Here is a 20,309-nt window from a genome sequence, read left to right as displayed (position 1 = left end):
GGCGGCCGTCCGGTCAGTACAGCTTGTCGACGGCCGTGCTCGTGGTCTTCTTGAAGGCGGCCACGGGCGCGTTCTGGAAGTCGCCCATCTGCCCCCACTTGACGACGGTGACGGTCCTGCCGTCCCGGCCGACCGACAGCAGGGCGATGTCGGTGGCGCCCCAGGACGTCTCGGTGTGCAGGCCGCGTACGCGGGCGCCCTCCTCGACCGGCAGCTTGCCGTAGTCGCGGCCCTCGGCCTCGACGTCGGGCGAGGACGCCTCGATGCGGTCGGCGCAGGTGCGGATCAGGTCGTCGTAGTGCTTCGCCAGGGCCTTGGCCTGGCCGGCCGCGCCCGTCACGACGGTCAACTGCACGGCGCCGGTGTCCAGGTCGGTCCGGAACTGCCGGTGCCGGTAGGTGTAGGAAGACACCCCCTCCGTGCTCACGCAGAGGCCGAGTTCCTCGGGGAACCCGTCGGTGACGGGCCCGGCGGTCCAGGACGACGTCGGGTGCGGTGGCAGCTGGGACGCCGACAAGAAGGTGGGCGCGGCGGTCTTCGGCGCGGCGCCGGCGGCCGGTGCGGTGAGGGCCGTGGCCGCCGCGAGGGCGGAGACGGTGAGGGCGATGAGCGTGCTCGTTCGGATACGCATGGACATGAGTGGTCCCCCGTGGAGGAAGCGTGGATGCGGATACCGCGGGGAGCCGGCTGGTCGGTCCGGGCCTGGTCGGTGCGGCACCAAGAGCATCTGCGGTCACGGCGGCCCGGCGCAACAGCCGAGGGCCGATCCGGCAGGGTGGAACCATCCCAGCCCGTCCGACGTGCAGGTACATGAGGTGCCTGGGATACCGTCCCGGGCCGGATGGGTCGTACGAGGACGGGTGGACCTGTGTCGGCACAGGAGGACGGCGACGGCATCGGCGACGAGGTGGCCGAGTTCGCGGCGCTGCTGCGGGCGCTGAAGGAGCACACGGACCGCAGCTACGGCTCGCTGGCCCGCCGTCTGGGCATGAACACCTCGACGCTGCACCGCTACTGCGCGGGCGACGCGGTGCCGCTCGACTTCGCCCCCGTGGAACGCTTCGCGGCCCTGTGCGGGGCGACCTCGGAGCAACGCCTGGAACTGCACCGGCGTTGGCTCACGGCAGTGGCGGCCCGGCGTCGGCCTCGTACGGCGGAGGCGGCGGTGAGCGCGTCCGGTGCTGCGGCAGCGGACGCCGTGGACGATGCGGCGGACGGGCCGGACCCAGGGGTGGCGGGCGTCACCACACCGGGCGCGGCGCGGACGGACCCCGGCGGATCCGTGGCCGTGGGGGACGCCTCGCCGAAGGACGTCAGCGACTCGGGCGCCGGGACGGTCCCCGCGCCCAGACCGTCCTGGGCGTCCGTGCCCCCGCCCCCGCTCCCCCGCCGTCCCTGGTACCGCCGTAGACGTCTCGTGGTCGGGCTGGCCTCCGTCGGTGCCGTGCTCGCGACGCTCGGTGCCCTGTCCGCGCTGCCGGACGGGCGGCGGTCGTCCGGCGACGGTCCCGCGCCGGTCGCCGGCCCTACGGCATCCGGTACGGCGGAAGCCAGCTCTGGTGAGCGGCGGGGCGCCTCCGCCAGTCCGAGCGGCACCGACACCGCCGCCGCCAGCTCCGCCAGCTCCGGCGCCTCCGAGCGGCCTTCGGGCTCCGCCGCTCCGAAGAAGAAGCCGGGCACCTCTCGCCCGCCCGGCGCGACATCCGCGCCGCCCCGCGGTGAACAGCCCGCCGGGCTGCCACTCACCTGGTCCGTCAACTCCCATGCCTGGAAGCTGGGGTGCGGTCACGACTACGTCATCGCCAAGCCGCCGAGCCAGGTTCCCCCTCCCCCTGCCGCGCAGGACGCAGCGCCCTGGGCGGCGACGCAGAGCGCGGTGCACGGCGGTGAGACGCTGGTGCAGTTGTCGGTGCAGGGGCGTAGCGACACGGCCGTCGTGCTGGAGGCGCTGCGCGTGCGCGTGGTGGGCCGTACGGCGCCGGCCGAGGGCAACGCGTATGCCATGGACCAGGGTTGCGGCGGCTCGATCACTCCCCGGTCCTTCGCGGTGGACCTGGACAAGGACCGCCCCATCGCCCGCGCGGTCGCCGGGGACGACACCGGCACGCCGATCCCGGCCGTGCGCATGCCCTACCGCGTCTCCGCGAAGGACCCCGAGGTGCTGCTCGTCACGGCGGGGACCAGCTCGTGCGACTGCCGCTGGTATCTGGAGCTGGACTGGTCCTCCCAGGGCCGCACGGGCACCGTCCGCATCGACGACGACGGCCGCCCGTTCCGCACCAGCGCCATCGAGGGTCTGCCCCGGTACATGTACGACACCCTCGGACGCCGGTGGAAGCCCTACAACTGACCGGCTGCTTCTCCGTCCGCGGTCGGCTTACGAGGCGCCGTCGAGGACCTGGCGCAGTCGATGCGCGAACTCGTCCGGCTTGCCCGGGTATCCGAACTCGCCGTCGCAGAAGCCACCGTGATGGCTCGGGAACACGCTCACCCGCTGCCCGAGCAGTTCGGCGGTCGCAACGGATGTGCGTCCGGTCAGGAGGTCTTGGGACTCCTCGCCCACGGCGATCACGACGCGGGTCGGCGCGGCGGCGATCGGGCCGGGGTCCGGCCGGTAGCTGCTGACCGCCCATGACCGGTCGGACAGCAGTGGATCGTCACGTGAGCCGTCGTCCTCCGTGGGGAGCCCGAACGCAGCGGGATCGGCCTCCGGTTGTTCGAAGTAGGCGTCGGTGAACTCTCCCTGCCACGAGGTCATCGCCACGAACGCGGCCATCCCCGCTCCCCATCCCCGCTTCTCGTAGACGTCCCGCACTGCGGCCCGCGCCCGCACGGCCGCGGCGGCGTCCGGGGTGAGGGTGATGAGCGGCGGCTCGTGCGCGACCAGCGTGGTCACGTCCGCGGGATACCGCGCCACGACCGCGAGCGCCGTGATCGCTCCGCCGCTGCTGGCGAACATCTCGACCGGTCCGGCCCCGAGCGCCTCGATGACGCCGTGCACGTCGTCGGCCTGGGTCTGCGGCGTGTGGTCGGTCCGCCCGTCCTTACGCGTGCTGCGACCGAGCCCGCGCGGGTCGTAGGTGGCCACGGTCCGCTCGGGGAAGCGGGCGGCGAGCGCGGCGAAGCCGGTGGCGTCCATGGGCTGCCCGATCATGAACAGCGGCGGGCGTCCGTCTGCGGTCGGCAGTGGCCCGCGTACGTCATAGACGAGGTCCGCGCCGGCGGTCTTGAGCGTGTAAGTCTCCATATCCGTACAGACCTGCGTCGCCCCGGAAACTCATCGCCGCGGCGAGCACGGGCCCGCGACGCGGGCTGCGCCCCGCCCGGCGTCCTCCGCCAGAACGCGAGTTGATCGGTGGCCTTCTCCCGTGGGCGACGATCCTCGGCGCGGGTCGGCCGGCGGCTTCGGCCGCTGCGGCAAGGGCCGGAACGATGTGCGTCTCCAGTGCGCGCCCCAGCAGCGGGACGCCTGCTTCCGCGCCGGGTACGCGGGCGGGGACCGGCGTGCGGGCGGTGACCGTGTTTGGACGTACGGCAGCACGTGTGCGAGTCTGCTTGGCACTCCTCCGGAAGGTCTGACCCTGATGCTCGGCATGGTCGTCTGGGACGTCCGCTCTCGCGCTTCGACGCCAGAGCGGTAACGACTCCCTGCTTCACCGCATACGCCCGTCACTGCTGTCGTTCGGCCGGGCGTGGGTTCGGGCTGCTCCTCGTCGAAGTGCTCTTCGTGCCCTTGCACGTTCGACCACGAGGAGTACGCGGTGTCCACCATCCGCTGGACCGAAGACCGCACCCACCAGTCCGCCCGGTGGCATTCCGAGAACGCCACCCCCCTCCCCCGGCGAACCGTCGTCGCCGACGACCGGGTGAAGGCCGACGACGCCCACCGTCTGGCCTGCGAAGGAACAGCCCTCCTGTGGCGGGGCGACTTCCACAACGCCCGGCAACTGCTGGCAGCGATCGGCCGCCGTATCGACCGCAAAGCGCCCGGGTCAGGTTCTTCCCCGAGCGAGGCCTTCCATCTGTACCGGCGTCACAGCCGCCACCGCGCCCGAGTCCTGGGCAAGCTCCTGGTGCTGCTGGACGACGACTACATCCTGGCGTTGCGCCGGGCCCCCGATGTCCGCCAGGCATGTCTGGCGGCCTACGGTCCCTCGGAGGGACCCATGGCCGTCTCTCTCAGGGAGCTGCTGGGAGTGATCGGCGCCCACGAGTGGCGGACGAAAGGGGTCGAGGTGCCTGCGCTGGGCGCCCGTATCCACCCCCACTACGGTGTTTTCGCCCCGGTCAGAGGCGAGTACGTCGACCTGGTCGCCCGCGCGCCGCTGCCGTCGGCGATCCGGCGCAGTCCCGCCACCGGTACGGCGTTCGATCTCGGCACCGGAACCGGGGTCCTGGCCGCGGTGCTGGCCCGTCGCGGAATCAACCGCGTCGTGGCCTCCGACATCAGTTCACGCGCCCTGACCTGCGCCAGGGAGAACACCCACAGGCTCGCACTGGCCGACCGTGTCGAGGTGTACGGACCCGGCCTGTTCCCCGAGGGCCGCGCCGACCTCGTCGTGTGCAATCCGCCATGGCTTCCCGCCCGGCCGGCCGGCCCCATCGAGCAGGGCGTCTACGACCCGGACGGCGCCATGCTCGGCGGCTTCCTCGCCGGACTGGCCGGCCACCTGCGACCGGGTGGCGAGGGCTGGCTGGTCCTGTCCGACCTCGCGGAGCACCTCGGCCTCCGCACACGGCGGCAGCTGCTCGACGCCGTCCACGCGGCGGGGCTCCGCGTAGTGGGCAGGATGGACACCGAGCCCCGGCACCCACGCTCCAAGGACGCCGCCGACCCGCTCCACTCGGCACGCAGCGCCGAGACCACGTCCCTGTGGCGCCTGACGGCACGGGAGGACCGGTCTCGTCGGCCCTGCCGGTTGCCGTCCGCACCCGACCTCGCCGTCGGAGGGACTCCGGTCTCCGCAGCGCTCGGAGAGGTGTCGGGCATGTGTCGGCGGCGGATGTGATCTGTCGGCGATATGTCGGTGGAGGCTGCGACCTTGGACTGGTCGGTGCTCTCCACGAGCACGCCGCCCCAGAGCGCAAGGAGCCTGTCGTCGTGTCTTCCGCATTCCCGAGCCGATCGTGGGACGTTCACCGCTTGCCGTCCGCGGAGGGCAGGATCTTCCTGGTCACCGGGGGCAACGCCGGGATCGGCTACTTTGCCGCCGAGCAGCTCGCCGCCACCGGCGCCGTCGTCGTACTCGGCAGCCGGGACCGCGCGAAGGCCGATGCCGCCATGGCCTCGGTCCGCTCGCGCGTCCCCGGCGCGCAGGTGCGGCACCTGCAACTGGACCTCGCCGACCTCGCGTCCCTCAGGACCGCCGTGGACAGACTGGGCCTCGATCATCTCGACGCGGTGGTCTACAACGCGGGAGTCGCGCTCGATCACCCGCCGCGTCGAGAGACCGGGGACGGCCATGAGCTGATGTTCGGCACCAACCACCTCGGCCACTTCGCGCTGACCCAGTGGCTGGCGCCCTTGCTGTCCGCGGCGCCGGCGGGCCGCATCGTGATTGTGGGAAGCTTCGCGGCGCGGTCCGAACGCCTGGACCTGGACGACCCGCAGTCGACCCGGGACTACCGGCCCAAGCGCACCTACGGCCGGTCGAAGTTGGCGCAGATGTGCTTCGGATTCGAACTGGACCGCCGTCTGCGTGCCGTGGGCAGCACGGTGCTCAGTGTGGTGGCCCACCCCGGCGGCGCACTGGACTCTCTCACCCCGTCCCGCCCGCCGGTACACGTGACCCGTACCGGCGAACGGCTGCGCGCCGCGCCCGCCGGGCTCTTGGTGCAGGGCAAGGACGCCGGAGCGTGGCCCGTCGTCCGTGCTGTCCTCGACCCGGAGGTGCGGGGCGGGCAGCTGTGGGGTCCGCGCGTCTTCGGCCTGCGTGGCATACCGAGGCGTGAGCCCGTCCCGGCTCACATGGCCGATCCAGCTGTCGCCGCTCGTCTGTGGGCCGTCAGCGGTGAGTTGACCGGCGCCGACCCGCACCACGGCTTCCGGTAGACGCGCGCCGCGCCCCGGGTGGCCGTCGGGTGGATCGGCCTGTTTCGGGGCCCGCCTGGTCCGCGTGGTCCGCCTCGGCACTCCGCCATGAGGCCGCCGTGCCCGGGCGGTTTCATGGCGGGTACCGAGTGGGGCGGTGCCGGTTCGGGCCCCACGGCGGCTGTCAGTCGTCGAGCGCTTCCAGGACGTCGGCGAGGTCGACGAACTTGAAGCCCGTGGCCTCCCGGTCGCCGTCCTCCGGAGCCATGTGGCCGTCCTGGACGACGAGCAGGCCGTTCGGGTACCTGCTGCCCAGAGGTTCGGCGAGGACGTCCGCGCCGTCGCACTCCTCGGAACCGTCCAGCGTCTCGGACGCGGCACTCACCCGGAAGCCGCCCTCGTACTCGTAGTCGTCGGACCGTTCGCGGTCGTAGGCGACGAAGGTGTCGTCGCCCTGGCTGGAGGCGAGCAGGTAGCCGTCCCCGTCGTCCTGCTGCACCAGGGTCAGGCCCTCGACGTCCGCGGACACGCGGCTGCCCCCGAACCCGGGGTCGTCGCCCGCCACGCACTCGTCGGACGCCTCGTCGTACGTGGCCGGCACACCGTACTCGCGGACCCTGTCCTGGAGGACCGGCCTGCCCTTGAGAGCGGCCGGCAGCCGCCAGATGCCCACGTCCTCCTGCCCGGCGAAGAGCACGCCGGTCTCCGGGTCGACGACCATGCCCTCGACCTGCGGACCCTCGCCGGGTTCCGCGCAGGGGGACCACTTCGTGCCGTCGGGCATCGTGAAGGCGGCGGGCAGGTCCAGCGTGCGGACCTTCCGGTAGGACACCGTGCCGTCACGCGTCGCGGTCAGCTCCAGCAGCGCGATGCGGGTGGTCGCGTTCTGGCTGACGAGCGCGTAGGACCTGCCGGTCGCGGAGTCCGTGTAGGTGGCCAGGCCGTAGGCGGTGCTCTCCTCGTTGACCTCCTCCTGCGAGCCGGAGAAGATCCACGGCGCCGAGGCGGCCGTGACATCGGTGAGCGGGGCGTCCGGCCGGTCACCGTCGACGCGGTAGATGCGCAGCTTGTCGCTGCCACGGTCGCTGACGACCGCCAGGTCCGTGGCGCCGGAACCCAAGGGCATCCCGTGCACCAGGTCGACGTTGTTGAAGCGGCCGGGAGCGTCGTCCGCTCCGGGCGCCGCGGGGGCGGGGACCGACTGCACCTGCCGGGCGTCGAGGTCGTAGACCCGCAGGCCGCCCTCCTTGGCCGTGGCGATGACGAGGCTCGCGTCCGGGTCGGCGGCGTTGCGCCAGATCGCCGGGTCGTCGGCGTTCGCGTTCCCGCCCTCGTCGTCGTCGAACAGCGCGGCGGTCTCGGCCCGGGGGACGACCTCGGGCGGTGCGGCGAGCGCCGAGGCATCCGCCGAGGGTACGGCTGCGACGGCGGCGGTGCACACCAGGGCTGCCGTCGCCGCGAGGACGCCGGAACGGCGTCTTGTGAACGCGTACACGAATGGTCTCCTTCGTCAGGGAGCGGGTGAAGCCGACGCGCGTCCGGCGTCGGGCTCGCGTCCGCGTCCACCACTGGGACGACGTCACATGATCGAGAACGCAGGCGGAGGGCGCGCATCACCCGGGCGACCTGTGGACGACGGATACATGGCCGAGGGGTGAAGGAGACCTGCCTGGCCTGCACGTGACCGCGCTCGCGGTGGGGGTCCGACGGGCTGCTCCCCCGGCGTGCCGGGTCCGCCGCACGGACCACTCCCGGTGGTCCACCGCGTCTCCGGTGCCGAAACTGTTCGGTACTGCCCCGCTGCACCGTGCTGGAGGCCCGAGCGTCCATGGATGATCTCCCCTCGGGACCCGACGCCCGTGCCCGTCTGGAACTGACGGCGATCAGGGAGCTGCTGAAGGCCCAGCGTCGGCGCATCCGGTCCTACGCCCGGGAAGACCGGCCCCCGTCCGAGGGGCGGGCCCGGCCCAGGGCGCTGCCGACCGCAGGGCTCCCCACCGGACGCGAGGTGCTCGAAGCCCTCCCCGTCCCGGCCCTGCTACTGACCCCTGTGCCCGGCGAGGACGGGGAGATCGTCGACGTGCACTGCACGGGTTACAACGCGGCAGCCGTGGCCTACGCGGCCGAGCGGTTTCCGGACAGTCCGGTCCCCGAGTGGTCGGGGCCGGTGTCGTTGTACGAGCGGTTTCCCTCCCTGTACCGGACGCCCCTTCCCAGGATGATCAGCCGCGCGCACCGCGACCGCGAGCATCAGGGGCCCCAGGCCGTCGAGTGGGTTGCCGACGGCACGTCAGGACCGGTACGGCTCATCGCCGACGTCCGAGTGGGCCCCTGCGGTGACCAACTGCTGCTCACCTGGGAACGCGGACACCCCCTCCTCATGGCGGCCGCGGCCCAGCGTCTGGTGCGCACGTGCTGGGCGGAGTGGAACCTCGGAGACGACGGCGTCGAGCCCTCCCGGGGGTTCCACCAGGTCCTCGGGCTGCCGGAGGACGCCCCGCCGCCCACGCTGTCCGACCTGGCCGGCGCCGCCACGCCCGACAGCCTGCCCGGCCTCTACCAGATGCTCTACGAGGTCATCCTGCGCAAGCGGACGACCGGGTGTTCCCTGCGCCTGCGCAGCACGCCCGGCCGGGTCACCCGCATGACCGCCGAGCCCGTACGGATCGCCCCCGGCAGCCTGGTCTGGGGAGTCCGCGCCGTGTTCACCGACGTCACCGCCGAGCGCCGACGCCGCGAGACGGCGGACCACGCCGAGCGGGAAGCACGCCGCCAGCGCCAGCACGCCAAGACACTCGGTGAGGTCGCGGAGGCCCTGCGGGAAGCGGTGCTCCCGCACTTCCACGACGAGCTGGCCTCCTACGGGTTGCAGGCGGCGGTCGTGTACCGGCCCGATGCCCGCGAGGCCGGGGTGGGAGGCGACTGGTACAAGGCCCGCAAACTTCCCGACGGCCGGCTCCTCGTCGCGCTCGGAGACGCCCGGGGACACGGGCTGGCCGCGGTCACCCTGATGGCGAAACTGCGCTATGCGCTGGCCGGGCTCGCCTATACGGAGCAACCCGTCGAGCAACTGACGTACTGGCTCAACGAGACCGCCTGCGCGGACGGCATCGAGTCCACCGCCACCGCCATCATCGCCGGGTACCACCCCGAGCAGTCGCTGCTGCGCTGGACGTGCGCCGGGCATCCCCATCCGGTGCTGATCCGCGACGGCCGTGCCACGCCCCTGCCGTCTCCCGCCGGCGGACCCGGCCTCCCCCTCGGCGTCCTGCCCGGCACGGCCTACACCGCCGCTGGGGCACAGCTCCGCACCGGCGACGTCGTCCTCATGTACTCGGACGGCCTCACCGAACGCCGGGGCAGTGACCCGGACCAGGACACCCGGCGCTTCCTCGACGCCGCCACGCTGGCCTACCGGACCACGGCCCCGGGCTCCGGCCGCGACGAACTGCACCGCTACGCCGAAGACCTCGTGACGCGCCTCGACGGCCCGCACCGCACGGACGACGCCACTCTCCTCGCCCTGCGGCGGATCACGCCGCACTAGCGCTCACCCCGCACCTGCCGGTTCCGCCCTGTCTTCGCCCACCTCAACCTGCGGCGGGACTCTCTCACAGATTATTCCTTGACACGAATATTCGCTTACAGGAATACTACTTCCCATGGACGCACTCCTCACCGCGCTGGCGGACCCGGTTCGCTGGCGGCTCGTGGAACTGCTGGCAGAGAGACCCCGCCCGGTCGGTGTCCTTGCCCAGCTGGCCGGGGCACGTCAACCTCAGACCACCAAGCATTTGCAGACCTTGGAACGCGCCGGTGTCGTGGTCTCCGAACGCATCGGCCAACGCCGTATCAACACGCTCAGGCCCGCCGTGCTGCGGGAGTTGGCGGCTGAGCTCAGCCGGCTCGCCGAGATCGCGGAGCAGGCAGGCGGCCCGGGCGCGACCCACGAGCACTACGGGGCCGCCATGCGAACGGAGCGGCAGGCCGCCACGCGGGCCGGGTGGGCCGACGGCCGCTCGTTCCGGTTTCACCGGCGGCTGGCGGACCGCCCCGAGCTGGTCTGGCGCCACCTGACCGAGCCCGCCCTGCTCGCCCACTGGTGGAGCCCCGACGACCTGCACGTCTGCGAGCTCGTCTTCGAGGCACGGCCGGGCGGGCGGATCCGGCAGACCTACCGCGACGCAGAGGACGCGGCCGGCGGCGACGTGATCGTCGGACGTGCCGAAGGGACCGTGGACGAGGTGCACCCGCATGAGCGCCTCGCCTACCGGCTCTCTCCCCTGCTTCCCGACGGCGCTCCGGCCTTCACCGCACACGTCACCCTCACCTGCCGGCCCACCGGGACCGGCACGGATCTCGACGTCAGCTGGCGGATCACCGACACCACGGTCGAGGCGGCGGACTTCCTCGCAGGCATCGAGACCGGTTTCGGCCAGAGCCTCGACAAGCTCGCGGCGACCCTCACCGCGGACGCGCACGACAACATCAACGCCAACGTCAACACCGACCCCACCACCGGGAGTACGAAGTGAGCCAGCACAGCGGCAGCCGCCGGATCGTCACCAACATGGCCCTCTCCCTCGACGGCCGCTACGCCGGTAGCGACCCTCAGGACATGGGCTGGGTGATGCCCTACGCCGTCACCGACGTCGCCCGCGACCACCTGACCACGCTCTGGCAGTCGGCCACGACCGCGCTCCTCGGCCGGGTCAACGCCGAGGGTTTCCTGGGCTTCTGGCCGACCGTCATCGGCATGGACGGCGCCGACCCGCGGGACGAGGGCTTCGCGCAGTGGCTCGTCGACACCGAAAAGGTCGTTCTCTCCTCCACCCTCGGCCAGGCGCCCTGGGAGCGGACGACTCTGGTCGACAAGCCGACCGCCGAGGTGGCCGCGGACCTCAGAACGACGGAGGGCGGCGACATCCTCGTCCTGTCCAGCGCGAGCGTCATCAAGGCGCTGCTGGCCGCCGACGAAGTCGACCGGCTCGCACTCACCGTCTTCCCGGTCACCCTCGGCGACGGGCCGCGCCTCTTCGACGACGGCCTGCCGCGAGGGGGCTGGACGCTGGCCTCCCAAGCGGCCGGCGAGCACGGCACCCTCGCCCTCGTCTACGACCGCATCCGGTGAACCCCGCCCGGCCGACCACCAACGATCGCCGGACCAGGGGTGGCGGGGCGCGGGGCGCCGATGCCGGTCAGGAGGCCGGTGGGTCCGTGTCGCCCTCCTGATCGGACGGGTGAAGCAGGTCGATGACACGCTCCTCGTACCGGACGCGGGCCGGGGAGAAGTCGTACGGCATCTTGCCGATGGCCTCCATCGCGCTCATCCTCGCCCCGTCCCCATCCTCGTCGGCGTGCTCGTCCTCCCGGTCCAGGAGGACATCGAGGGCTGCTTCCAGGCCGGACCCTTCCGTCGCGGCCGCCAGGGCGGTCTCGTGGTCGCGTCGCCGGGCGGCCAGGTCTTCGATGCGGGGGTCGTCGGGGGGCGTGGTGTCGTCCAGGGCCGCCTCGGCCTCGGCCAGTCGGTCCTCCTCGGCCCGCAGCTCGGGGTGGGTAGCCAGGACGATGAACCGGACGGCCTGGGCGGCGGCGCCCAGCGGGCCGAAGACGCGCTCCGTGACCAGGAGGGTGTCGAGGTCGGCGGAGCGCAGGGCCCGGGGCGGCAGGTCGCGCAGGAGGCCGGTGACCAGGGGCGAGAGCAGGCCCATCGGGCTGCCCACCTCGCGGAGACGGTCCACGGCGGCCCGTTGGGCCTCGATGGCGGCCGCCTTGGCGGCGAGGGCCTCCTCCAGCCGCGCCAGGGACGGCTCGATGTCGGCGGTGCCCTGGAAAGCGGCCTGGATGTCATCCAGGGAGACACCCGCATCGGCCATCCTGCGGATCCACAGCAGGCGGACCATGTCGTCGTATCCGTAGCGGCGGCGGTCGTCGCTGCCGCGTTCCGGTTCGGCGAGGAGCCCGATGGCGTGGTAGTGGCGGATGGCGCGGGCTGTGGTCCCGGCGAACGCGGCGGCATCGCCGATCTTGACCCGGCGGGGAATCGCGGGAAGGGACATGCGGGGGAACCTCTCGATGTCGTGCTCGCCGCCCACTGGACCACATGCCGCTACGGCACATGCAAGTGCGGCCCGGTCCAACCGGTGGCGGCGACCACCTCCCGCGCGATGTCCGCGACGAGCCGTCCGTCCGTCGCCACGCGCACGGTCTCCGCCGGGGCCTGATGGTCCAGGAGCCGCGCCTTGCGGACACTTCCCGCCCACTCCTGCTCCAGCTCCGAGCCGAGTTCGCGTCCCGACAGCCGCTCTCGGGCGGTGGCGTCCGAGGCGGTGAGCAGGACTCGGGTGATCCCCACCCCGGCTCCCATGGCACGCTCGAACATGCCCGTCGCCGCCGGCAGCACGCTCATGGTGTTCGTATAGATCAGGCGTGGGCAGCCGCGCCGGGCGTAGTTCGCCCACACGGCGGTCAGATTGATCTCGGTGATCTCTGCGCGGTGAGGGTCCCCTTCCGGCGCCGGATGCACCTGCCCCATGAAGTCACCGTCGATGATCGCGTGAGCGACCGCCTCGGAGCGCAGGAGCGCCGAAACCTCCCATCCCACCGTCGTCTTGCCGACACCGGCCCGTCCTCCGATGAGCAGAACTTCCGCGTGTTCCATGGGGGCAGCGTGCCAGCGGGCGGTCACTTCACGCGATCCGATATCGATCCGGCCGCCCGGCCCCGGCCCCGCCCTGTCACCTCGAGCACGGCCGCGGGCAGGACGGCGTACGGAGACGTCGGCACCATGACCCCTCCGGTTAGGCTGAGCAGCGATCAACCGCACGGGCGGGGGGAAGCAGAGGACAGCGGGTGCCATGACGAACGCAGAAGGCAAACCCACGACGGGTTCCGGGCGTCCCACCTCACGGGACGTCGCCCGGCTCGCCGGTGTGTCGCACACCGCCGTCTCCTTCGTCTTCAACGGCCGCGCCGAGGGCAACCTCTCCCCCGCCACCCAGGAACGCATTCGGCTGGCCGCCGCTCAGCTCGGCTACCGGCCCGACCCCGTCGCCCGCGGCCTGCGCCGCCGGCGCACGGCGGTGATCGGACTGGTCACCGATGAGATCGCGTCCTCCCCGTTCGCGGGCCGGCTGCTGCGCGGCGCGATGGAGACGGCCTGGGCGAGTGAACACCTCGTGCTCACCATCGACTCCGGCGGCGACCCCGCCAAGGAGGACGCGGCCGTCGCCGAACTCCTGGACCGGCGCGTGGACGGCATCATCTACGCGGCCATGTCGTTGCGCCGGGTCCGCGTCCCCGAGGGGCTGCACCGTACCCACTCCGTCCTTGCCAACTGTCTGCCCGACGACGGCTCCCTGTCCGCCGTGATTCCCGCCGAGCGGGCCGGCGGCCGTACGGCGGCCCGGCTGCTGCTCGACCACGGGCACCGCAGGATCGCCTACTTGGGGGGACTGGACGACATCGCGTCGGTGGAGCGGCTGGGCGGCTTCCGTGACGCGTTGCGCGCCGAGGGGGTCACCGTCCCCAAGGAGTGGGTGGTGCGCACCGGCGGGGAGATCGCGGCCGGATACGACGGTGCCCTGCGGCTGTTCGACGGCGCGGAACCGGCCCGCCGTCCCACTGCCGTCTTCTGCTACAACGACCGGGTCGCGGCGGGCGTCCTGCACGCCGCGACCCGACTCGGCATCGCCGTCCCCACCGAGTTGTCGGTGATCGGTTATGACGACCAGGAGCACATGGCCGCCTTCCTCACGCCGTCCCTCACCACGGTGGCACTCCCGCACCGCGGGATGGGCGAGTCCGCCGCCCGCCTCCTCCTCGACGCCATCACCACCGGCCGCACCCCGCCGGCCAGGGTCCGCCGCCTGGCGTGCCCGGTGGTGACCCGGTCGTCGGTGGGTCCGGTCCCGACCGTGTAGGGGCGGGCGTGGCAGCGGTGTCCGGTGCTCAGTTCAGGGTCGGTCCGACCAGCTCCCACGCGGCGACGGTGGCGTCCACGCCCATGACGGTCAGGTCGGGTGCGTCGCCCGGGGCGCGGTAGACCCGCTCGGTCACCACGGCAAGGTCGCCCGCGAACACCTCGTACAGTGAACCGTCGACGAGGACGCGGACGTCCAGCTCCGCACCGGCCGCCACCCGGACCTCCAGCGGCGCGGGCCGCCCGGAGCGCCGTACGGTCAGGGTGCCCGTCGTGGGGTCGATCCGGAGCGTCAGCCCCTCCCCCAGGCGGACCGTGGTGACCGTGCGGGCGGTGACCGTCAGGTCGTACGCGTCCGGCAGCCGTGTGCCCGGGCCCGGTTCGGTGACGAACGGCTCCGGCGCCCGCAACGTGTTCAGTTCCGGCGCGGGCGCGATCCGCAGGCCGCCGTCGGTGTGGACGTCGACGACACGTGGCGCGGTGAGCACGCCGGCCCAGCCTGCCCGCTCGGCCTCGCCCGGCCCGCGGGACTCCCAGGACCAGCCCCACATCAGGGCGCGCTCCGGCTCCTGAAGGACGGCGGGCGCGTAGAAGTCACGACCGTAGTCGAGCGGGCCGCCGGTGCGCGGGACGAACCGCAACCCGTGCTCGGAGGACGGTTCCAGACTGCCCGTCAGGTATCCGGTCGTGCTCGGGTCGCCGTCCCACAGGGACACCAACAGGACCCAGTCCCCTCCCGGAGTCACCAGCACTTGCGGGCACTCCCAGCCGACGGCCTTGTCGCCGAACGCGTCCACGACCACCGGGTCGGCACCGTTCAGGAGCACACCCGCGAACCGCCAGTCCGTCAGGTCGTCGCAGGCGTACAGCAGGACCGAGGGCGTGGCGTCGGCGTGGCCCGCGCCGACCAGGGCCCAGCGTCGGCCGAGGTGCCGGAAGACGAACGGATCACGGAACATCACCACGTCCAGGCCGGGCGGCGGGCCGGGCACCACGGGCTCGGGCAGCGGCTTCCACTCGGTCAGCGCCGGGTCGCCCGGGTCGGCCGCGCGGGCCAGGCAGACGGTGCCGAGGCCGGTGTGGTGGTGGTCGACGCCCGTGTACACCGCTGTCGGGACTCCGTCGTCGTCGACCACGCAGCCGGACCAGCAGCCCGCCTCGTCGGGCCCGCCGGGTGTCGGCGTGAGCGCGACCGGATGGTGCCGCCAGCGGGCCAGATCCCGGCTGGAGGCGTGGCCCCAGTGGACGTCGGCGTGCACCGGCGCGTGCGGATTGTGCTGGTAGAAGAGGTGGTAGCGGTCACCCCAGCGGAACGGGCCGTTCGGGTCGTTGATCCAGTTGGCGGGCGGTCGGACCCTGAAGCGCGGCGCGTTGCTGTCGAGGCTCAACGGTTGACTCCTGCGGAGGTGATGCCCTCGCGGAGAGGGCGCTGGCCGACGACGAACACGGCGACGGCGGGGATCATGGACAGCACCACACCGGCGAGCACCACCGATACGGAGCCGGTGCCGAGGTTGCCCTGGAGGGAGACCAGTCCCAGGGGAAGGGTGTAGTTCTGGCCGGAGGTCTCCAGGATCAGCGGGCGGAAGAACTCGTTCCAGTGGTAGTTGAAGGCCAGTACGCCGACGATCGCGAGGCCGGGCGCGGCGAGCGGGGCGTACACCGAACGGAACACCCGCCACGGTCCCGCCCCGTCGAGCATCGCCGCCTCGCCCAGGTCCTTCGGCATACCCATGAAGTACTGGCGCATGAGGAACGTGCCGAACGCGGTGGGGAACGCCGGAACGATCAGGCCGAGCAGGGTGTCGGTCAGCCCCATCGACTTCAGCACCAGGAACACCGGCACGATGGTGACCTGCAGCGGCACCATCATGGTGGCCAGGACCAGAGCGAACAGCGACTTCTTGAAGCGGAACTCCAGGCGGGCGAACGCGTATCCGGCGAGCCCCGCGGTGATCATCTGTCCGACCGCGATCAGCGCCGTGACAAGCGTCGAGTTGAGGGCGAGCAGCCAGACGTCGATCTGCGCGAAGACCCCGTGGTAGGCCTCGACGGTCGGTTGTGAGGGGATGATCTGCGGCGGCAGGTCGAACGACTGCGCGGGGGTGCGCAGCGAGGTGGAGACGGTCCAGATGACCGGGCCGAGGGTCAGCAGGGCGCAGACGGCCAGTGTGGCGATCCGCGCCCACGGGGCGAGGGAATGACGCACCCGGCCGGTGGTCAGGGTCGTGTGGCTCATGGGACTCACCCGGCTCACTGGTAGTGGACGAAACGCCGGCTGAGCCGGAACTGGAGAGCGGTCACCGCCATGATCAACACGAACAGCAGCACGCCCACCGCGGACGCGGTGCCGAAGCGCAGCTGCTCGAAGGCGGTCTCGTAGATGACCATCACGACGGTGCGGGTGGAGTCGCCGGGACCGCCGTTGGTCAGGACGTACGGCTGCTCGAAGACCTGGAGCGCGTTGATGATGCCGACCACGGACGCCACCAGGAGTGTCGGCGACAGCAGCGGCAGGGTGACGTGCAGATGCTTGCGGGGTCCGGTGGCGCCGTCCAGGGCGGCGGCCTCGTGGATCTCCTTGGGGATGTTGTTGAGTCCGCCCACGAACAGCAGGAACGAGAACCCGAACTGCTGCCAGACATAGACCAGGATCACCGTGGCCATCGCCCCGTTCTCCGAGGTCAGCCAGGGCACCGGAGCGATGCCGACCAGGCCGGCCAGCCAGTTGACCAGGCCGAAGTCCTGGTTGAACAGGTACTTCATCACCACGGAGATGGACGCCGCGGACAGCACCAGGGGGAAGAAGAACGCCGACCGGAACACCGACCGCAGCCACACCGGCATCCGCCCGTTCACCGCGATCGCCAGCACCAGCGCGATCAGCAGTTGCAGCGCGACCGCCAGCACCATGAACAGCAGCGTGTTGCGGAAGGAGACCAGCACGGTCGAGTCGCCGAAGACCTCGCGGTAGTTGGCCGCCCCCGCGAAGGTCGGATCGTCGATCACGTTCCAATGGAAGAGGCTCAGCACCACCGAGCCGACGATGGGGACGACCGTGAAGACGATGATGCCGACGATCGTCGGTGCCAGGAACAGCGCGGCGAGCAGCCGCGTGCCGCGCTCCCGCGCGGACGGACGGGCCACGGCCGCGGGTGGCCTGGGCGCCGACTGAGGCCGGACCGGGGGGATCTGGGTGTTCGTCATACGTCACGCTCCATGGCCTTCTCCAGGTCGCCCTGGAGCCGGCGCAGCGCCGGACGTACCGCGCGCGGGGACGACAGGGCGGTGCCGGTGTGCTTCAGCAGCACCTGCTCGACCTCGGCGACCTGCGGGGGCGCCGGGACGGGACCGGTGTCGGGAAACCGGTCGAGGGTGTCGTAGAAGACCCGCCAGCCCTCGGGGCCGGTCTCCCGGTAGCGGTCGGCGGTCAGCATCGAGCGGCGCGCCGGGGTGGTCTGGTTGGTGGTGAACAGCCGGGTCAGGGTGTCCTTGCGGGCGGCGTACTTGATGAATTCCCACGCCTCCTCCTGCCGCTTCGAGGTGCGCAGCAGCGCGTAGCCCGCGGCGCCGAACTGGTGGCGCCGGGTGCGCCAGCGTGGGAAGTACTGCACGTCGTATCGGTCGGCGGGCATCCCCGCCTGGTGCAGGCCGCCGGCCCAGAAGCCGCCGGCGGGCGTCACGCCGACCCGGCCCGTGGAGAACACGCCGACCAGGTTCTGCCCGTTGCCGCCCTCGGGACGGGTGCACAGGCCCTCCTCGATGAGGGAGGCCAGGTACTCGTACGTCTCCTCGAAGCGGGCGCCGGTCGCCTGCGGTGTGGTCCAGCGGAAGCCGCCGCCGCGCCCCTGTCGCTGTCGCGCCGGGTAGAAGGCGTCCCACAGCCAGTCGCCGCCGGGCGCCTTGGACTCGGCCAGCAGGTTGGTGCCGTTGGCGAAGAGCCAGGGCACCACACCGCCCCACAGCCGGTTGGTCCAGAAGTACGGGGTGAAGTGGGAGTCGCTCGACTTCTTCATCCGGCGCAGCAGTGCGGTGAAGTCCTCGCGGGTCCAGTCGGCCGGCGGCCGGTCCGCGCCGGCCCTTCGCAGCACCTGCCGGTTGAGGTACATATCGGCCGCGTTGAACTCCACGGGGAGCTGGTAGAGGCTGCCCTCGTACATCATCGACTCCACCAGTGAGGGGTGGACGTCGGCGAAGTACTCCCGCAGCTCGTCGGCGTCCCGCCGCACCCAGTGGTCCAGGGGCACCCCGAGCCGTTGCGCGAACAGCTGCACGCCCTCCGTCGCGACGTAGACCAGGTCGGGGGCCATGCCCGCGGCGATCTGGGTGAGGATCTTGGCGAAGAAGTCCGACCAGTCGACGGCCTGCACCGCGTTGATCCGGAGCTTGATGTCGGGGTACTGCTCGGCGAAGCCCTCGGTGAGGGCGCGCACGGCGGCCGGGCCGTAGGCGGGGCCCAGGGTGGCTACGACGAGGGAGCCGTCGTCGCGGCCGGGGATGTCGGCCGCGGTGAGCCGGTCCCAAGAAGCGGCGGCACCGGCCAGTGCGGCGGCCGCCGCACCGTAGGCGCCGTACCGCAGCAGGCTGCGGCGGGTGTGCGAGTCGGTCATCGGACGTACCTAACTCGTGTTAGTCCAGAGCTGATGCCGATGATGATGGGAACCGCGCAGCGGCCCTGTCAAGACTCGGGAACCCCTTGACCTTTAACGAGTTAGGTCTACAGTCCTGGTTCCACGAGAGCCGCCGTTCGGAGCCCCGGCTTCCAGGGCTCGCTCGACCGAGAGGAACGATGTGTGATGCGTGGACTGTCCAGACGAGCGCTCTTCGCCGGGTCCGCCGCCGGTGCGGGCGCCGCACTTCTGCCCATGGCGGGCTCCGCCGCCGCGGAACCCCGGGCCGCCGCCCCGGCCTGCGCCCGCTACCGGGCGGCGTACCACGTCACGGTCCCCGACCAGTGGAAGAACGACCCGCAGCGCCCGGTCTGGATCGACGGCGAGTACCACTACTACTACCTGTACAACCCGGACTACTTCGCCGGCGGCACCACGTCAGGCACCGCCTGGCGCCTGGTCACCAGCACCGACCTGGTCCGCTTCACCGACCGCGGCATCGCCGTCCCGAAGGACACCACGCCCAACGGGGACGTCTGGTCGGGCTCGGCGGTGGTGGACACGCGCAACACGGCGGGCTTCGGTGCCGGCGCGGTGATCGTGCTCGCGACCATGGAGCCGGCAGGCGGTGCGCAGGCCCAGTACCTGTACTACTCCACCGACGGCGGCCGCACCTTCCGCCCTCACGGCACCGCCCCGGTGCTGCCCAATCCGGGCGGCCGTGACTTCCGCGACCCGAAGGTGATCCGCGACGAGGAGCGCGGCCGGTGGGTGATGGCGCTCGCCGAGAACAACAAGGTGGGCTTCTACCACTCGGCCGACCTCAAGGCGTGGACGTACGCCGGCGGGTTCATCAAGGACGGCATCGGTGTCCTGGAGTGCCCCGACCTGTTCCGGATCACCGCCGAGGACGGCACCGTGAAGTGGGTGCTCGGCGTGAGCGCCAACGCCAAGGGCGCCGGGCTGCCCAACACCTACGCCTACTGGATTGGCGCCTTCGACGGCAGCGCCTTCGCCCCCGACCTGCCGGACCCGCGGTGGCTGGACCACGGCTGGGACTGGTACGGCGCCGTCACCTTCGAGAAACGGGACAGCGGCGGCGTCGTGGACGAGCGTGCTCGCTATGCCATCGGCTGGCTGAACAACTGGGACTACGCCAACATCACGCCCACCATCGACACCGACGGCTTCAACGGCACCGACTCCATCGTCCGCGAGGTGACCCTCAAGCGCGCCCCCACCGGCGCCTATTATCTCGCCTCCCGCCCGATCGCCGCCCTGGACCGGTATGTCTCGCGCACGGTGCGACTGGGCGACCTCGCGGTCGAGGGCACGCGTCTACTCGACTACCGCGGCACTGCCTACGAGGTGAGCTGCGAGATCGGCTGGGACCAGCTCACCGGTGCGGGTCTCCAGCTGCGTCGCTCCAACGACGGCGGCCGCCACGTCGACGCGGGGGTGTACCGCGACTACGCCTTCCTCAACCGGAGGCCCACCGTCAACCCGGACGCCTCGGGACGCTGGCAGGAGAGCAAAAGCCCGTTCGATCCGTCGGCGCGGCGGGTGCGGTTGCGGGTTCTGGTGGACCGCACGTCGGTGGAGATGTTCGTGGACGACGGCCGTTACGTGCATACCTCGGAGGCGTTCCCGTACCTCATCGACGACCGGCTCGCGCTGTTCACCATCGACGGCAGGGCGGTGTTCCGGAACGTGGTGATCAGAGAGTTCACCGTGTGAGGCGCTGCGC

The 20,309-nt window shown here is 71.9% G+C and carries 17 protein-coding genes and 1 pseudogene; 8 read left to right on the top strand and 10 right to left on the bottom strand.

Going from position 1 to position 20,309, the window contains the following annotated elements; genetic code table 11:
* Nucleotides 1-13: 13 nt before the first annotated feature.
* Nucleotides 14-637 carry a hypothetical protein gene (locus ACIRGB_RS22580; RefSeq protein WP_403867897.1) on the bottom strand — a complete coding sequence of 208 codons (624 nt, stop codon included), beginning with the start codon at nt 635-637 and terminating at the stop codon, nt 14-16.
* Nucleotides 638-841: 204 nt separating this feature from the next.
* Here ACIRGB_RS22580 and ACIRGB_RS22575 point away from each other — a divergent pair, with 204 nt between their 5' ends.
* The gene (locus ACIRGB_RS22575; protein ID WP_403867893.1) at nt 842-2,350 is read left to right on the top strand and encodes a helix-turn-helix domain-containing protein; all 1,509 of its coding nucleotides are present in this window, start codon (nt 842-844) and stop codon (nt 2,348-2,350) included.
* A gap of 27 nt (nt 2,351-2,377) precedes the next feature.
* On the opposite strand, the gene ACIRGB_RS22570 is transcribed toward ACIRGB_RS22575, so the two are convergent.
* Complete coding sequence (locus tag ACIRGB_RS22570) at nt 2,378-3,247, bottom strand: alpha/beta fold hydrolase (RefSeq protein WP_403867890.1); 870 nt, start codon at nt 3,245-3,247, stop codon at nt 2,378-2,380.
* A gap of 38 nt (nt 3,248-3,285) precedes the next feature.
* Nucleotides 3,286-3,518 (bottom strand): annotated as a pseudogene (locus ACIRGB_RS22565) (LLM class F420-dependent oxidoreductase); the annotation flags it as partial.
* 243 nt (nt 3,519-3,761) lie between these two features.
* Here ACIRGB_RS22565 and ACIRGB_RS22560 point away from each other — a divergent pair.
* Together ACIRGB_RS22560 and ACIRGB_RS22555 are read left to right on the top strand one after the other, a co-directional pair.
* Nucleotides 3,762-5,009, top strand: a complete 1,248-nt coding sequence (locus ACIRGB_RS22560) for a methyltransferase (RefSeq protein ID WP_403867887.1) — start codon at nt 3,762-3,764, stop codon at nt 5,007-5,009.
* 92 nt (nt 5,010-5,101) lie between these two features.
* Complete coding sequence (locus tag ACIRGB_RS22555; RefSeq protein WP_403867884.1) at nt 5,102-6,052, top strand: SDR family NAD(P)-dependent oxidoreductase; 951 nt, start codon at nt 5,102-5,104, stop codon at nt 6,050-6,052.
* Between the two features lie 163 nt (nt 6,053-6,215).
* On the opposite strand, the gene ACIRGB_RS22550 is transcribed toward ACIRGB_RS22555, so the two are convergent.
* A complete protein-coding gene (locus tag ACIRGB_RS22550; RefSeq protein WP_403867881.1) occupies nt 6,216-7,526 on the bottom strand; it encodes a phytase in 1,311 nt (436 codons plus the stop codon).
* Between the two features lie 333 nt (nt 7,527-7,859).
* On the opposite strand from ACIRGB_RS22550, the gene ACIRGB_RS22545 reads away from it, so the two are divergent.
* The 3 genes from ACIRGB_RS22545 (at nt 7,860) to ACIRGB_RS22535 (ending at nt 11,162) form a co-directional block, all read left to right on the top strand.
* Nucleotides 7,860-9,578: a PP2C family protein-serine/threonine phosphatase gene (locus ACIRGB_RS22545; protein WP_403867878.1), complete on the top strand. Its 1,719-nt coding sequence runs from the start codon at nt 7,860-7,862 to the stop codon at nt 9,576-9,578.
* 115 nt (nt 9,579-9,693) lie between these two features.
* The gene (locus ACIRGB_RS22540) at nt 9,694-10,566 is read left to right on the top strand and encodes a metalloregulator ArsR/SmtB family transcription factor (protein WP_403867875.1); all 873 of its coding nucleotides are present in this window, start codon (nt 9,694-9,696) and stop codon (nt 10,564-10,566) included.
* Entirely contained in the window at nt 10,563-11,162 is a 600-nt protein-coding gene (locus ACIRGB_RS22535) for a dihydrofolate reductase family protein (RefSeq protein WP_403867872.1), read from the top strand. The genes ACIRGB_RS22540 and ACIRGB_RS22535 overlap by 4 nt, the downstream gene beginning before the upstream one ends.
* 67 nt (nt 11,163-11,229) lie before the next feature.
* On the opposite strand, the gene ACIRGB_RS22530 is transcribed toward ACIRGB_RS22535, so the two are convergent.
* Both ACIRGB_RS22530 and ACIRGB_RS22525 read right to left on the bottom strand, forming a co-directional pair.
* Complete coding sequence (locus ACIRGB_RS22530) at nt 11,230-12,090, bottom strand: MerR family transcriptional regulator (RefSeq protein WP_403867869.1); 861 nt, start codon at nt 12,088-12,090, stop codon at nt 11,230-11,232.
* A 50-nt stretch (nt 12,091-12,140) separates the two neighbouring features.
* On the bottom strand, nt 12,141-12,692 hold the full coding sequence (locus tag ACIRGB_RS22525; RefSeq protein WP_403867866.1) for a hypothetical protein: 552 nt from the start codon (nt 12,690-12,692) through the stop codon (nt 12,141-12,143).
* A 196-nt stretch (nt 12,693-12,888) separates the two neighbouring features.
* Here ACIRGB_RS22525 and ACIRGB_RS22520 point away from each other — a divergent pair, with 196 nt between their 5' ends.
* A complete protein-coding gene (locus tag ACIRGB_RS22520) occupies nt 12,889-13,953 on the top strand; it encodes a LacI family DNA-binding transcriptional regulator (protein WP_403867863.1) in 1,065 nt (354 codons plus the stop codon).
* A 28-nt stretch (nt 13,954-13,981) separates the two neighbouring features.
* Here the strand turns inward: ACIRGB_RS22520 and ACIRGB_RS22515 are convergent, their stop codons facing one another.
* Genes ACIRGB_RS22515 through ACIRGB_RS22500 form a run of 4 tightly spaced genes read right to left on the bottom strand, consistent with a single transcriptional unit; the run spans nt 13,982 to nt 18,562 of the window.
* Nucleotides 13,982-15,340 (bottom strand): glycoside hydrolase family 32 protein, encoded by a 1,359-nt coding sequence (locus ACIRGB_RS22515; RefSeq protein WP_403867860.1) that lies wholly within the window; start codon nt 15,338-15,340, stop codon nt 13,982-13,984.
* Nucleotides 15,337-16,191, bottom strand: a complete 855-nt coding sequence (locus ACIRGB_RS22510; RefSeq protein ID WP_403867857.1) for a carbohydrate ABC transporter permease — start codon at nt 16,189-16,191, stop codon at nt 15,337-15,339. Before ACIRGB_RS22510 ends, ACIRGB_RS22515 begins: the two co-directional genes overlap by 4 nt.
* A gap of 14 nt (nt 16,192-16,205) precedes the next feature.
* Nucleotides 16,206-17,159, bottom strand: a complete 954-nt coding sequence (locus ACIRGB_RS22505; protein ID WP_403867854.1) for a carbohydrate ABC transporter permease — start codon at nt 17,157-17,159, stop codon at nt 16,206-16,208.
* Nucleotides 17,156-18,562 (bottom strand): extracellular solute-binding protein, encoded by a 1,407-nt coding sequence (locus tag ACIRGB_RS22500; protein ID WP_403867851.1) that lies wholly within the window; start codon nt 18,560-18,562, stop codon nt 17,156-17,158. The genes ACIRGB_RS22505 and ACIRGB_RS22500 overlap by 4 nt, the downstream gene beginning before the upstream one ends.
* A 186-nt stretch (nt 18,563-18,748) precedes the next feature.
* On the opposite strand from ACIRGB_RS22500, the gene ACIRGB_RS22495 reads away from it, so the two are divergent.
* Nucleotides 18,749-20,299: a glycoside hydrolase family 32 protein gene (locus tag ACIRGB_RS22495; RefSeq protein WP_403867848.1), complete on the top strand. Its 1,551-nt coding sequence runs from the start codon at nt 18,749-18,751 to the stop codon at nt 20,297-20,299.
* Nucleotides 20,300-20,309 lie beyond the last annotated feature (10 nt).

Origin of the sequence: Streptomyces sp. NPDC102490 (assembly GCF_044765285.1) — a bacterium.
Taxonomy (GTDB): domain Bacteria; phylum Actinomycetota; class Actinomycetes; order Streptomycetales; family Streptomycetaceae; genus Streptomyces.
Note: the sequence above shows the minus strand (reverse complement) of the source record. Positions and strands in the feature narration are given on the sequence as shown.